The organism is Streptomyces sp. NPDC024017, assembly GCF_040638895.1.
In the GTDB taxonomy this organism is placed as follows: domain Bacteria; phylum Actinomycetota; class Actinomycetes; order Streptomycetales; family Streptomycetaceae; genus Streptomyces.
Window position 1 is genome coordinate 25,284 of the sequence record NZ_JBEZYZ010000001.1, and the last position, 13,737, is coordinate 39,020.

The 13,737-nt window shown below is 72.0% G+C and carries 11 protein-coding genes; 6 read left to right on the forward strand and 5 right to left on the reverse strand.

The window, feature by feature from the left end:
• Positions 1 to 23: 23 nt before the first annotated feature.
• Complete coding sequence (locus AB0G20_RS00120) at positions 24 to 644, forward strand: RDD family protein (protein ID WP_361293359.1); 621 nt, start codon at positions 24 to 26, stop codon at positions 642 to 644.
• On the opposite strand, the gene AB0G20_RS00125 is transcribed toward AB0G20_RS00120, so the two are convergent.
• From AB0G20_RS00125 to AB0G20_RS00145, 5 genes are all read right to left on the reverse strand, one after another.
• Positions 604 to 1,428: an endo alpha-1,4 polygalactosaminidase gene (locus AB0G20_RS00125; protein ID WP_361293362.1), complete on the reverse strand. Its 825-nt coding sequence runs from the start codon at positions 1,426 to 1,428 to the stop codon at positions 604 to 606. The two genes, AB0G20_RS00120 and AB0G20_RS00125, sit on opposite strands and share 41 nt — an antisense overlap.
• Positions 1,380 to 2,039 carry a spherulation-specific family 4 protein gene (locus tag AB0G20_RS00130; RefSeq protein ID WP_361293365.1) on the reverse strand — a complete coding sequence of 220 codons (660 nt, stop codon included), beginning with the start codon at positions 2,037 to 2,039 and terminating at the stop codon, positions 1,380 to 1,382. Before AB0G20_RS00130 ends, AB0G20_RS00125 begins: the two co-directional genes overlap by 49 nt.
• Positions 2,036 to 3,544 carry a hypothetical protein gene (locus AB0G20_RS00135; RefSeq protein ID WP_361293368.1) on the reverse strand — a complete coding sequence of 503 codons (1,509 nt, stop codon included), beginning with the start codon at positions 3,542 to 3,544 and terminating at the stop codon, positions 2,036 to 2,038. The genes AB0G20_RS00130 and AB0G20_RS00135 overlap by 4 nt, the downstream gene beginning before the upstream one ends.
• Entirely contained in the window at positions 3,541 to 5,064 is a 1,524-nt protein-coding gene (gene pelF, locus AB0G20_RS00140; RefSeq protein WP_361293371.1) for a GT4 family glycosyltransferase PelF, read from the reverse strand. Before pelF ends, AB0G20_RS00135 begins: the two co-directional genes overlap by 4 nt.
• A gap of 264 nt (positions 5,065 to 5,328) precedes the next feature.
• Entirely contained in the window at positions 5,329 to 7,362 is a 2,034-nt protein-coding gene (locus tag AB0G20_RS00145) for a hypothetical protein (protein WP_361293374.1), read from the reverse strand.
• A gap of 56 nt (positions 7,363 to 7,418) precedes the next feature.
• Between AB0G20_RS00145 and AB0G20_RS00150 the strand changes: the two genes are divergently transcribed.
• From AB0G20_RS00150 to AB0G20_RS00170, 5 genes are all read left to right on the forward strand, one after another.
• The gene (locus tag AB0G20_RS00150; protein ID WP_361293377.1) at positions 7,419 to 7,544 is read left to right on the forward strand and encodes a hypothetical protein; all 126 of its coding nucleotides are present in this window, start codon (positions 7,419 to 7,421) and stop codon (positions 7,542 to 7,544) included.
• 164 nt (positions 7,545 to 7,708) lie between these two features.
• Complete coding sequence (locus AB0G20_RS00155; protein ID WP_361293380.1) at positions 7,709 to 9,235, forward strand: leucyl aminopeptidase; 1,527 nt, start codon at positions 7,709 to 7,711, stop codon at positions 9,233 to 9,235.
• 286 nt (positions 9,236 to 9,521) lie between these two features.
• A complete protein-coding gene (lpdA, locus tag AB0G20_RS00160) occupies positions 9,522 to 10,910 on the forward strand; it encodes a dihydrolipoyl dehydrogenase (RefSeq protein ID WP_361293383.1) in 1,389 nt (462 codons plus the stop codon).
• Positions 10,911 to 10,973: 63 nt separating this feature from the next.
• On the forward strand, positions 10,974 to 12,758 hold the full coding sequence (sucB, locus tag AB0G20_RS00165) for a 2-oxoglutarate dehydrogenase, E2 component, dihydrolipoamide succinyltransferase (protein ID WP_361293386.1): 1,785 nt from the start codon (positions 10,974 to 10,976) through the stop codon (positions 12,756 to 12,758).
• 255 nt (positions 12,759 to 13,013) lie between these two features.
• A complete protein-coding gene (locus AB0G20_RS00170; RefSeq protein WP_248501128.1) occupies positions 13,014 to 13,637 on the forward strand; it encodes a GntR family transcriptional regulator in 624 nt (207 codons plus the stop codon).
• Positions 13,638 to 13,737: the final 100 nt, after the last annotated feature.

Genomic DNA, 13,737 nt, shown 5'->3' on the forward strand with positions numbered 1-13,737 from the left:
ACACAAGTGATCGGGGGATGTTCATGCCGAACCTGCGCCGTGCCATGGCCTGGTGCGTCGATTTCGCGCTGGTGGTGGCGCTGGCCTCGGCGCTCGCCGTGCTCACCTTCCACCGGGTCTCCGCGCTCGTCACCGACGTGCCCGAGCTGGCCACCCGTGGCGGTTTCGACCTGCTGACCTCGCGCGGTGACGTGCTAGACGCCTCCCAGGACCTCGGGCTCTCGCTGTGGAACAAGTCGGTGCTGTACGTCGAGCAGGCCTTCGGGCTGCTGGTGCTGACGGTGTTCCTCTACCAGTGGGTGTGCCTGGCCGTGGCCGGGCGCACGGTCGGCAAGGCCCTGGCCGGGCTGAAGGTCACCTCGAACCTCCCGCGCAGGGTCAGGGCGGCGCGGCGGGCCGCGGTCACCACCGCCGCGGACGTCGCCGTGTACGCCGTGGCCTGCGTGCTGCTGGTCGAGGGGCAGATCGTACTGTCGGTCCTGGTGTGGGCCGTCGCGGTGGTGCTGTTCCTGCTGAACGCGCTGCCGGTCCTCTCCCCCGGCCGCCGGTCCCTCGCCGACCGGGTCGCGGGCACCGCGGTCACCGCGGTCACCGGGATCGGGCTCAGCAGGCCCGTCGCCACGCCCCCAGTTCGTACTTCTTGAGCAGCGAACTGAGCTTCAGCCGGCGCGAGTCGGCGCAGAAGCGGCCGGTGGGGACCTCGTACTCGACGTGGAAGACCGCCTTGCCCGCGGCGACGAACGGCTTCAGGGCCGCGCACTCGCCGTACTGGGCGCACTGTTCGTTGACCGCGAAGTCGAAATCCCCGACCAGTTCCGGGATCTGGTCCAGGTCGTTCTTCAGGCCGACGGCCAAGCCCCGGTCGTGGGCCAGCCGGGCGATGAGGCGGTTGTAGCGCAGCTGGTCGGTGGCCGTGAGCGGGAAGCCCGTTTCGTTGCGGTAGCCGTCCATGTTGTCGGGCTCCACCGCGTCGAAGCCCTTGTCGCGGCACATGTCGATGCGGGCCGCCATGAGCGGCTCCAGGACGTCGGTGCGGCGGATGTCGAGCCAGCGCTCGCCCTTCCAGCCGTTGCCGCGGCCCAGGACGGCCTTGGGGAACTTCCCCGCGTCCGGCCGAAACTCCTCCCAGGCACCGGTGGACAGGTAGCAGATGACCTTGCGTCCGTCGTCGTGCAGCCCGGCGACCGTGTCCTCGGAGTGGTCGAAGCCGTCGATGTCGTAGACCGGCACGTCGACGGAGGTGTCCAGGCGCCCGCTGAGCTGCCACTGCCAGGCGGTGCCGGGGCGGGGTTGCCAGCGGGGGCCGGGTTTGTCGTCGGGGGCCCGGGTGCAGCCCGCGAGCAGCACGAGGAGCAGGGCGACGAGCAGGGGCAGGCGTCTCACGGGGAGTTCTCCGGGTGGTGCAGGGTGTACGGCAGGGTGCCCCATGGATGATCTCCGGTTCCGGGCACCGCGCAGTGCAGCGCCGCACCCCGCTCCCGGGCCAGGCCCTCCGGGTCGGCGTCGGGCGGGACGCCGTACACCAGGTGGCACAGCCGTACGTCCGAGCCGCCGGTCCAGGGCTGCGGGGGCTGCGCGCGGTACGAGGCCCAGGTGCCCTCGAAGGTGACGAGGACGTCGGCGATGCGGGCGTAGCAGGGGTGCGGTGCCGTGCCGTGGTTGAGGACGAGGGTGCCGCAGCCGACGCCCCAGGCGGCCACGGCCAGCTTCTGGTAGTGCTCGAACTCCTCGGGCCCGGAGGGGACCTGGTCGAGGAAGGCGCCGTCGGTGCCGTACCAGTCGCGGTGCCGGGTGAGGTCGCTGACGACGTCGTGGGCGGCGCGGCGGCCGTAGTCGGTGTCGGCGTACCCGAGGACGCGCACTCCCGCGGCCCGCAGCCGGGCGGCGACCTCGGCGAAGGCCTCGTCGGGGCGGTCGCCGGGGCCGCTGGCCGGGTTGAGGACGACTCCGTAGAGGCGGGGCGCCGCCGCGACGATCGCGTCCCATTCGGCGAGGCGGACGGACGGGTGCTCGTAGTACGGGACCAGGAGAGTGCTCATCGGTGGGCGGTTGCCCTCCCCAGCAGGGCGCACACCAGGGCGGCCTGGACGGCGGCCGCCGTGCCGTACACGACCGCTCCCGCCAGATGCGGATCGCCGGTGCGGGTGACGAGGAGCAGCGTCTGGACGAGGGCCGCGGCGCAGCACACCGCCGTCGCGCCGGTCACCGCGCCGAACGACTGGAGCAGCAGGCCCGTCCACAGGACCACGCCCAGCAGGAGCAGCCCGGCCAGTTGGACACCGCCCGGGACCGGGGCGTGCGGCCACAGGGCGGAGACGGCGAGACTCAGCGCGAGCAGGACGGCGAGGTAGGCGGCCAGGCACCGCACGACCGTCAGGAGCGTGGTCCGGCGGAAGTCCCCGGCGGTGCTGCTGGCGCGCAGTCCGGCGAGGCTGTCGCTGCGGAAGCGGTACAGCAGCCACTCGGCGGGGCCCATGCTGAGGGTGAGTGCCACGGCGGCGGGCGCGGCGACCGCGCTCGACGACTCGCCGGCGAGGACGTCGCCGAGTGCCGCGTACAGCACGAGGACGCCGGTGGCGAGCCCGAACAGGGCGTACGGCAGGGAGCCGGTGAGCCGGGGTGCGGCGGGGCGGCGGTGGGCGGGGAGGGTGCCGAACGCGCCGAACGGGAGCAGGGCGGCGAGGCCGGCCGTCCAGCCCTGCTCGTCCTTGAGGGCGGGCGCCACCTCGCGCAGTCCGAGCGCGGCGACCGCCGCGAGGGAGCCGAGCAGCAGGGCCTGGCTCGCGGCCTCGGGGAGCGGGGCGACGAGGGACAGGACCGCGCCCATCGCCATCGGGGCGAGGGCGGCCAGCAGGAGCCGTTCGCGGCCCATCACCAGCAGGACGGTCGCCGCGGCCAGATAGCAGGACTGCCCGGCGGCGAAGGCGACCACGGCCGGGGCGGCACCGCCCGCGCACGAGACGGCGACCAGGGAGCCGAGCAGTGCGCCCGCCGGGGCGCCGAGCAGCAGGGCGCGCCGGGCGGCGGGCCGGTCGCCCAGCCCCAGCCACGCGTACGCCCGGTGGGCGAGGCCCTGGTTCCAGGTCCAGCCGCACAGGGCGCCGGCGAGGAGCGGCACCGTGCCCGCGGGGAGGCCGAAGTCGCCGGGGCCGGCGAACAGGGGCGCTCCGAGGACGTAGGCGAGGCCGGGCAGGGCGAAGACGACGCCGCGCAGCAGACAGCCGAGCAGGCCGGTCCGCCAGGGGTCGGGGGCCGGGCCGTCGGGCTCGGGGTAGCGGCGTTCGACGCGCTCGTAGAGGGTCTCGGCGAGCGCGAAGGAGTTCTTCACGCCGTACCGCTCGCGTATCTGGTCGTCGGAGAGGCCGTCGGACTCCAGCAGGGCGGCGATCTCGTCCGGGTGGACGGCCGCGGCTATGAAGTCCTCCAGTCTGCCGACGAGTTCGTCGACCGGGTCGGGCCGGGCCCAGCTGGGGGTGCGCTGCCGGGGAATCGCCGGGAGGGTGTCCGGGCGGGAGCCCGGGGGGAGCCAGACGCTTCCGCTCACCAGCCGGCCCCGTCCGTCGCGACGGCCGCGTACCAGGGGTCGCGCAGTTCCAGGGTCCAGTCGGCGACGGTCTCCAGGGTCGGCTCGTACACCTCGTCCTCGCCCGCGAGTTCCTTGTAGATGGTGCGGAAGGCGTCCACCGAGCGGCGCAGCGTGAACCGGTCGATGACGCGCTGGCGCGACAACTCGCCGAGCTCCAGGCGCCGTCGGTCGTCCTTCAGCAGGGTGAGCGCGGCGGCGGCCATCTTCTCCGGCTCGCGCGGGGGCACCACCAGGCCCGTGTCGCCGACGGCCTCGCGCACCCCGCCGACGTCCGTCGACACCGTCGTACGGCCGCAGGACATGGCCTCGATGATGGAGAACGGGAAGCCCTCGGAGATCGACGACAGCATGACGACGTGCCCGGCCGCGTACGCCCGCCAGACCTCGGTGATGCGGCCCTCGAAGATCAGGCCGTCGGTGACGCCCAGTTCGGCGGCGAGCTTCTCCAGGCGGGTGCGGTAGGCCTCGCCGCCGGGCGGGACCGGGCCGAAGAGCCTCAGCCTGGTCGCCGGGATCTCGGCGCGCACCATGGCGTAGGCGCGGAGCAGGGTCTCCAGGTCCTTGATGGGGTCGATCCGGCCGCACCAGGACAGGGTGGGGACCTCCGGCTCGGGGCCGGCGTGCGGGAAGGCGGCCGGGTCGACGCCGTTGTAGACCGTGCGGATCTTGTCGGCGTCGGCGCCGCCGCGCTCCTCCCAGCGGCGGTTGTACTGGTTGCACGGGGTGACGAGGTCGGCGGCGCGATAGCCGTAGGAGTTCAGCTCGCGGTAGAAGCCGAGCATGAAGGCCTTCACGGGCCAGCGCTGGGCGCCCTGGCGGTAGCCGAGGTAGCGCTCGCGCAGGTAGATGCCGTGCTCGGTGAGCAGGAACGGCACGCCGTCCAGATGGCGCGCGGCGAGCGCGGGCAGGGTCGCGAGGCCGCTGCTGACGGCGTGCGCCACGGAGTCCTCGGGGATGCGGACGCCCAGCGGGCGCAGCGCGTGCTCCAGCAGGTCCGTCGCGGTCAGCGCGTCGTGCACGGTGGGGCGGGCGGCGGCCGTCGGCAGATGCGGCATGGTCCAGATCCACATCAGCGACCGCAGCGCCGACTCGGTGCGCAGTGCGGCCGACAGGCCCCCGTCCCGGGCGAGTTCGGCCAGCTCGTTCAGGGAATCGCCGAAGTCGGCGTGCGAGCCGGGGTCCAGGAAGGAGAGCAGGAACCGCTCGTAGTTCTCGGTGAAGCGGCGGCGGGCCCTGCCGTACGGGGGTCTCGTGCGGCCGGGGCGCGGGCCCCAGGTCGGGACCGAGGTGTGCTCGTAGACGTTGGGCGGCAGTTCCCACGTGACGGGTTCGCGGCCGTTGCCGGTGAGCGAGACGATGTGGAAGTCGACCTCCGGCATGCCCTTGACGAGCTGGTCGCACCAGGTGCTGACGCCGCCGTGGACGTGCGGGTAGGTGCCTTCCGTGAGCATGGTGACATGACGGCCTGTTCGCCTCATGCGGTGTTTCCCCCTGTGGTGCGGATGGTGTGCGGGGAACTGCTGCCGGATCCCGAGTGCGGGACCGTGGTGGCTGGTCGCGCAGTTCCCCGCGCCCCTTTAGGGGTCCTTGCACTATGAGCGCCCGATCAGGTCGCGTGGTCTGGTGCCGTGCATCGCAAGGCGCCGAAGCGCCCTCGTGGCGGAGCCACGTGGGCGTTTCGGCAACGCGGCGAGGTGCGGTGCCAGGCCGCGCGACCCGGGCGGGCATAGTGCAAGGACCCCTTAGGGCAACTTGAGCGTGAGAGCCGACTGGAGCGCCGCCGGGGTCGTCCAGGCCGAGCGGGCTCCCGCGTACGGGGTGCCGAAGGCGCTGGTCCCCAGCAGGAGTTGCTTCTTCGTGCCCTCCGGGGCGGTCACCGGGATCTGCGTCCCCGACGGGGCGCTGACCGTGACCGTGTTGCCGATGCGGTACGCCGTCACCCGGTTGTTCACCAGGGCGGTCTGCCAGGCGGCGCGGCGCTGCACCTCCGTGCCGATGGCGCTCTGCCGAGGGTTCTCCAGCGGGGTGCTGTCGGTGAACAGTGCCCGGTAGTCGGCGAGCACCTTCTCCATGACCGGGTAGAGCAGCCGGTCCTCGGCCAGGTTGGACTGGTGCGCGTAGTGCGGCCGGGGGTCGCCCGCGAGGACGTGCCCGAGGGCGATGCGCGCCTCCTGCGGGACGATGTGCCCGGCGTAGCCGGTGGCCGGGTCGAGCGGCTCGTCCAGACACGTCGACGTGGGGTTGTCCTCGCAGACACCGCTGCCGCCGTCGGCCCGCGAGGTGTAGACCCAGTTGTACTCGTCGGCCATCTCGGCCGCCGTGCCCACGTTGTAGTACACGTTCATCGGGTGGCGCGGGACGGTCAGGGCGTTGCCGACCGCCCGCTGCTCGGGCTCGCGGGAGTTGTCCGAGGCGATCCACTTGACACCGGTGTCGGCGAGGGCGCCGGCCAGGTTGGGGTTGTCGTTCGGCTGCTGCGGCAGGGTCTTCAGGCCCGAGTGCTCCCCGGTGACCAGCTCGGTGCGGTCGATGGGAAGGCCCTTGTTCACCGCCCAGTTGTGGTTGTCGCGGATCTGCCCGGCGATCTCGGCGCGGCTCATGTACTTCGTCGAGCCGTCGGCGTTCTTCGCGCAGCTCCACGGCACGCTGGAGGTGTCCTGGACGCAGCCGAGGAACGGGTGCGTGTAGGTGTGGTTGACCCAGCGGTACTGGGCCTTGTCCGCGAGCAGCCGGGCGGCGAGGGCGTCGGTACCGCCGTGCTCGGTCTTCCACTCCTCGCCGGAGCCGGCGTTGAAGACCATGTCCATGGTGAAGCCGTGCTCGCGCTGCCACTGGGCGGCGTAGGCGGCGTCGTCCGCGGTCATGCGGATCGGCGTGGTGCCCTCGCCGTCACCGCCCGCGCAGTCGAAGTCGCCCGGGGTGCAGTTGCGTTCGGTGTCCCAGCGGCTGTCCGGGGCGAACACGTCGTCGACGTGTACCGCGAAGGAGTTGCGGGTCTGCCCGAGGTGCACGCCCTGGGTGAGCCACTCGACGATGCCGCGGGCCAGCAGGCGGAACTGCTGCTGGCTGTTGTTGTAGGCGAAGGTCACCACGAGTTCGCGGCGGCCGTCGTGGGCGTACTCGCCGACGAGGCTGCCGCGGCCGGTGCCGCCGGGCACGGGGATGTCGACGTAGCTGGTGAAGCCGGTGCGGGGCCGGGCGGCGTAGCCGTAACTCTCCTGCACGGCCGGGGAGTTGTCCTCGAAGCGGAACGCGCCGTCGAGGTAGCCGAACCAGCCGGCCTTCCCGGCCGCGGTGACGGATGCCTCGCGCCCGTCAAGAGTGCCCGCCCAGCCACCCTCGCTGGTGTAGTCGAGTCCGACCTCCGGGTGCGCCCAGGTGTAGGCGTCGACCTGCGGGATGCCGTAGGTCCGCTCGTAGGTCTCCAGCGCGGTCTGCTCCGCGGAGCCCGCGCCGAACGGGGCCTCGTTCGGCAGGACGACGCCCTGGAACTTGGCGCGGGGCCGGCCGCTCACGGTGTCGCTCAGGAACGAGGCGGTGATCTTCGGCCGTCCGGAGTCGTTCAGGTCGATGGTCGTGTACGGGATGCCCGTGCTCTTCAGCTGGGCGGTGACGGCCTTGACGGGGCCGTCGCCGTTGTCCACCACCAGCACCTTCAGATCGATGCGTGGTTCCGCCGCGGCCGCCGCCCCGGGCGCTGTCGCCCCGGCCGTGATCATGCCGGCCGCCGTCATCGCGGCGGCCGTGTTCTTCCATCTGCGCGCACGCTGCGCCATGGTTCCTCCCCCAGAAGATCCCAGGAATCCCCTTGCGGTCGAACAGAGGAGGATCCGTGGAAATCATGCAAAGCGGCGAGCACGGCGCTCACCGGATCGCGACGAGTGTGACTCAGTTCACCGACATGGAGGATCAAGAAATGGCCACTACGCCACCGACAGGTGAACGTCCGCAGGAATGAGCGAACCGGGCCACGCGCGTAGTCTCGTCGTCGAGTGTTCGCCGCACCGGGAAAGGCCCCGCGGATCCCGGACCCTGAGGTCGGAATAGGGTCGGCTGTCGGGCCCGGTCGACCCACACCGTTCGACCACAGCAACTTCACATCGGAAGCGAGATTTCACCACCGTGACTGCTCTCACTCTCAGCACCGCCGCGGCGCCCGGCCTGCGGGCCGACGCGATCGTGATCGGTGTCGCCAAGGGTGCCAAGGGGCCGGTCGTCGCACCGGGCGCCGAGGCCGTGGACAAGGCGTACGACGGCAGGCTCGCCGGCGTTCTGGAGACTCTCGGCGCCTCCGGCGGCGAGGGCGAGGTGACGAAGCTGCCGGCGCCGTCCGGCTTCAAGGCACCGCTCGTCCTGGCGGTCGGACTGGGCGCGGTCCCGGAGAAGGACGCCGAGTACGGCACCGAGGCCCTGCGCAAGGCCGCCGGCGTCGCCGCCCGCGCCCTGGCCGGTTCGAAGAAGGCCGCCTTCGCACTGCCTCTGGGCGACGCCGCCGACGCCGGCGCGATCGGAGAGGGCGCGCTGCTCGGCGCGTACTCCTTCGACGCCTACAAGGACAACGGCAAGGACCCCAAGGCGAAGAACGGCAAGGCTCCCCTCGCCGAGATCGCCCTGCTCGGCGGCAAGCCCCGCGACAAGGCGTACAAGGCCGCCGTCGAGCGTGCCGCCGCCGTGTCCGAGGAGCTCAACCGCGCCCGCGACCTGGTCAACACCCCGCCGAACGACCTGAACCCCGAGTCGTTCGCCGCGATCGCCCAGGCCGCGGCGAAGGAGCACGGCATCAAGGTGCAGGTGCTCGACGAGAAGGCCCTGGTCAAGGGCGGCTACGGCGGCATCCTCGGCGTCGGGGCCGGCTCGGCGGCGGGACCGCGCCTGGTCAAGCTGTCGTACACCTCCTCCAAGGCGAAGAAGCACCTCGCCTTCGTCGGCAAGGGCATCACCTACGACTCGGGCGGCATCTCGCTGAAGCCGGCCGGTCACAACGAGACGATGAAGTGCGACATGAGCGGTGCGGCCTCGGTGTTCGCCGCGGTCGTCGCCGCCGCGCGTCTCGGCCTGGAGGTCAACGTCACCGGCTGGCTCGCCCTGGCCGAGAACATGCCGTCCGGGTCCGCGACCCGTCCGGGTGACGTGCTGCGGATGTACAGCGGCAAGACGGTCGAGGTGCTCAACACCGACGCCGAGGGCCGGCTGGTGCTGGCCGACGCGCTGTGGGCGGCGTCGCAGGAGAAGCCCGACGCGATCGTGGACGTGGCGACGCTGACCGGGGCGATGGTGCTGGCGCTGGGCAACCGGACGTTCGGGATCATGGGCAACGACGACGCGTTCCGCGCCGCGCTGTGCGAGGCCGCCGAGGAGGTCGGGGAGCCGGCGTGGCCGATGCCGCTGCCGGAGCACCTGCGCAAGGGGATGGACTCCCCCACGGCCGACATCGCGAACATGGGCGAGCGGATGGGCGGCGGCCTGGTCGCCGGTCTCTTCCTGCGCGAGTTCGTGGGCGAGGGCATCACCTGGGCGCACCTGGACATCGCCGGGCCGGCCTTCAACGAGGGCGGGCCTTTCGGGTACACGCCGAAGGGCGGCACGGGGACGGCCGTGCGGACGCTGGTGCGGCTCGCGGAGCTGACCGCCGCCGGGGATCTGGGCTGACCTGCGCCTGAGAGCTCGGTCTCGTCCGCTGTGTGGCGAGTGCGGGGGTGTGGGGGCTGCTCGCGCAGTTCCCCGCGCCCCTGCGGGCCGCTCCTTCGGGCGCGGCTCATCTGAACGTGGGGCGTCTCACACCGCAGCCCGGCGTCTCCTTGTGTGCTGACAAGTGCGAAGATGGGGCTCGGCAGGACAGGGCCCCACCGAAGGGCCGAAGAACGAGCGGCCGGACACCAGCCGCCTGCCGGTCTCTGAAGACCGGCTCACGGCGCACATGCATGGAGGACGTGACGTGGCGAACGACGCCAGCACCGTTTTCGACCTAGTGATCCTCGGCGGTGGCAGCGGTGGTTACGCCGCCGCACTGCGCGGGGCGCAGCTGGGCCTGGACGTCGCCCTGATCGAGAAGGACAAGGTCGGCGGCACCTGCCTGCACCGGGGATGCATCCCCACCAAGGCCCTGCTGCACGCGGGCGAGATCGCCGACCAGGCCCGCGAGAGCGAGCAGTTCGGTGTCAAGGCCTCCTTCGAGGGCATCGACATCGCCGGGGTCCACAAGTACAAGGACGGCGTGATCGCCGGCCTGTACAAGGGCCTGCAGGGGCTCGTCGCCTCCCGGAAGGTGACGTACATCGAGGGTGAGGGACGACTGTCCTCCCCCACGTCCGTCGACGTGAACGGCCGCCGCGTCGAGGGCCGCCACATCCTGCTCGCGACCGGCTCCGTGCCGAAGTCGCTGCCCGGCCTGGACATCGACGGCAACCGGATCATCTCCTCCGACCACGCCCTCGTCCTGGACCGCGTGCCGAAGTCCGCGATCATCCTGGGCGGCGGTGTCATCGGCGTCGAGTTCGCCTCCGCGTGGAAGTCCTTCGGCACCGAGGTCACGATCGTCGAGGGTCTGAAGCACCTCGTCCCGGTCGAGGACGAGAACTCCTCCAAGCTGCTGGAGCGCTCGTTCCGCAAGCGCGGCATCAAGTTCAACCTGGGCACCTTCTTCCAGAAGGCCGAGTACACCCAGGACGGCGTCAAGGTCACCCTCGCCGACGGCAAGGAGTTCGAGGCCGAGGTCCTGCTGGTGGCCATCGGCCGCGGCCCGGTCTCCCAGGGCCTGGGCTACGAGGAGCAGGGCGTCGCCATGGACCGCGGCTACGTCCTGGTCGACGAGTACATGCGCACGAACGTGCCGACCATCTCCGCCGTCGGTGACCTCGTCCCGACCCTCCAGCTCGCGCACGTCGGCTTCGCCGAGGGCATCCTGGTGGCGGAGCGCCTGGCCGGCCTGAAGACCGTTCCGATCGACTACGACGGTGTCCCGCGGGTGACGTACTGCCACCCCGAGGTCGCCTCCGTGGGCATCACCGAGGCCAAGGCCAAGGAGATCTACGGTGCGGACAAGGTCGTCGCTCTGAAGTACAACCTCGCGGGCAACGGCAGGAGCAAGATCCTGGGCACCGCGGGCGAGATCAAGCTCGTCCAGGTCAAGGACGGTGCCGTCGTCGGCGTCCACATGGTCGGCGACCGCATGGGCGAGCAGGTCGGCGAAGCCCAGCTGATCTACAACTGGGAGGCGCTGCCCGCCGAGGTCGCGCAGCTCATCCACGCCCACCCCACCCAGAGCGAGGCGCTCGGCGAGGCCCACCTGGCCCTGGCCGGCAAGCCCCTCCACGCGCACGACTGACCCCTCGGTCGACGAACGCGACGACACAGACTTCCGCACTTTCCGTAAGGAGCAACCGAAACCATGGCGGTTTCCGTAACCCTTCCGGCGCTCGGCGAGAGCGTCACCGAGGGCACTGTCACCCGTTGGCTGAAGGCCGAGGGTGAGCGCGTCGAGGCCGACGAGCCGCTGCTCGAGGTCTCCACCGACAAGGTCGACACCGAGATCCCCTCCCCCGCCTCCGGCGTGCTGTCCTCCATCAAGGTCGCCGAGGACGAGACGGTCGAGGTCGGCGCCGAGCTGGCCCTGATCGACGACGGCAGCGGCGCGCCCGCCGCCGCCCCGGCCCCCGCCGCGGAGCAGGCCGCCGAGCCCGCTCCCGAGCCGGCCGCGGCCGCCCCGTCCACCGAGCAGGCCGCCCCGGCGCCCGCTCCCTCCGCCGACGCCGCTGCCGGCGGCGGCTCCGCCGAGGGCACGGACGTCGTCCTGCCCGCGCTCGGCGAGTCCGTCACCGAGGGCACCGTCACCCGCTGGCTGAAGCAGGTCGGTGACAGCGTCGAGGCCGACGAGCCGCTGCTCGAGGTCTCCACCGACAAGGTCGACACCGAGATTCCGGCGCCCACCTCGGGCACGCTGCTGGAGATCGTGGTCGGCGAGGACGAGACCGCCGAGGTCGGCGCCAAGCTCGCCGTCATCGGTGTCGCGGGTGCGGCTCCGGCCGCCGCCCCGGCCCAGGAGGCCCCGGCCGCCCCGGCCCAGCCCGAGCCCACCCCGGCTCCGGCCCCGGCGCAGCCCACCCCGGCCCCGCAGGCCCCGTCGGCTCCGGCCCCGCAGCAGCAGACCACCCCGGCTCCCGAGCCGGCTCCGTCCGCTCCCGCGCCGGCCCCGGCTCCGGCCCAGGCCCCGGCCGCTCCGGCCGCCGCCAAGCCGGCCGACGACGGCGCCTACGTCACCCCGCTGGTGCGCAAGCTCGCCGCCGAGCAGGGCGTCGACCTGTCCGCCGTCAAGGGCACCGGCGTCGGCGGCCGTATCCGCAAGCAGGACGTCGTCGCCGCCGCCGAGGCCGCGAAGGCCGCCACCGCTGCCCCGGCTCCGGCCGCCGCCGCTCCGTCGGCCGCGAAGAAGGCCCCGGTGCTGGAGGCGTCCCCGCTGCGCGGCCAGACCATCAAGATGCCGCGGATCCGCAAGGTCATCGGCGACAACATGGTCAAGGCCCTGCACGAGCAGGCCCAGCTGTCGTCGGTCGTCGAGGTCGACGTCACGCGCCTGATGAAGCTGCGCGCCCGTGCCAAGGACGCGTTCGCGGCCCGTGAGGGCGTCAAGCTCTCCCCGATGCCGTTCTTCGTCAAGGCCGCGGCCCAGGCGCTGAAGGCGCACGCGCCGATCAACGCCAAGATCAACGAGGCCGAGGGGACCATCACCTACTTCGACACCGAGAACGTCGGTATCGCGGTGGACTCCGAGAAGGGCCTGATGACCCCGGTCATCAAGAACGCCGGTGACCTCAACCTCGCCGGTATCGCCAAGGCCACGGCCGACCTGGCGGGCAAGGTCCGCGCCAACAAGATCACCCCGGACGAGCTGTCCGGTGCGACCTTCACCATCTCCAACACCGGGTCGCGCGGCGCGCTCTTCGACACGATCATCGTGCCGCCGGGCCAGGTCGCGATCCTCGGCATCGGTGCGACGGTCAAGCGCCCCGCCGTCATCGAGACGGAGGAGGGCACGGTCATCGGCGTCCGCGACATGACGTACCTGACCCTGTCCTACGACCACCGCCTGGTGGACGGCGCCGACGCCGCCCGTTACCTGACGGCGGTCAAGGCCATCCTGGAGGCCGGCGAGTTCGAGGTCGAGCTGGGTCTCTGACCTGCTGGTCCACGGCTGATCGGTGCCCCGTCCGGATCTTCCGGGCGGGGCACCGTCGTACCCCGAGGGCGCGGGGAACTGCGCGATCGAGCACCCACGGCCCGCAGCCGCCCGCGGACCGTCCGGTCCGAGCTCACCTACGTCGCAAACACCATGTGCGCCTCGTCTCACCTGCGCGACAGCGCCCACGTCGGCCCCACCAGCGGAGCGAACCGGCCGTATTGTCTAAACGTCAATCCCGCGTAAGGAGCCCTCATGACCGCGCCCGTCATCCACTCGCTCCGCGAGCAGATCCGCGAGCACATCCTGGAGGGGATCATCAGCGGACGCTGGCAGCCGGGCGAGCGGATCGTGGAGCGCCGGATCGCCACCGAGCTGGAGGTCAGCCAGACCCCGGTCCGCGAGGCCCTGCGCGAGCTGGAGTCCCTGCGCCTGATCGAGTCCGCTCCGAACAAGGGCGTGCGCGTCCGCAACCTCACGGCCGCCGACCTGGAGGAGAGCTACCCGGTCCGGGCCGGCCTGGAGGCCATCGCCGCGGAACTGGCCTCCCCGGGCCTCGCGGAGGACTGCTCGGCACTGGAGCCCCACGTGAGCGCCCTGTACGAGGCGGACCGCGTCTCCGACGGCACGGCCCAGGTCCGTCACACCGTCGCCTTCCACCGCGAACTGGTCCGCGCCGCGGGCAACTCCGTCCTGCTGCACACCTGGGAAGGCCTCGGCATCGAGGTGTTCACGGCCCTGTCGATCCGCTGGCTGGGCACCCAGCAGCAGTCGTACGCCGAGGAGCACGAGGAGCTCGTCGCCGCCTTCAAGCGCCGCGACCCCCGGATCGCCGAACTCGTGAAGGCGCACGTCCTGGGCTGCGCGCCCCGGGCGTGACACTCGAGCACATCCCCGCTCAAACGCCTCCGACCTGCGAAAACCGTTCGAAAACCAGTCACCGCGTGCCACTGCCGGAGGCACCCCGTGCCTACTTTCT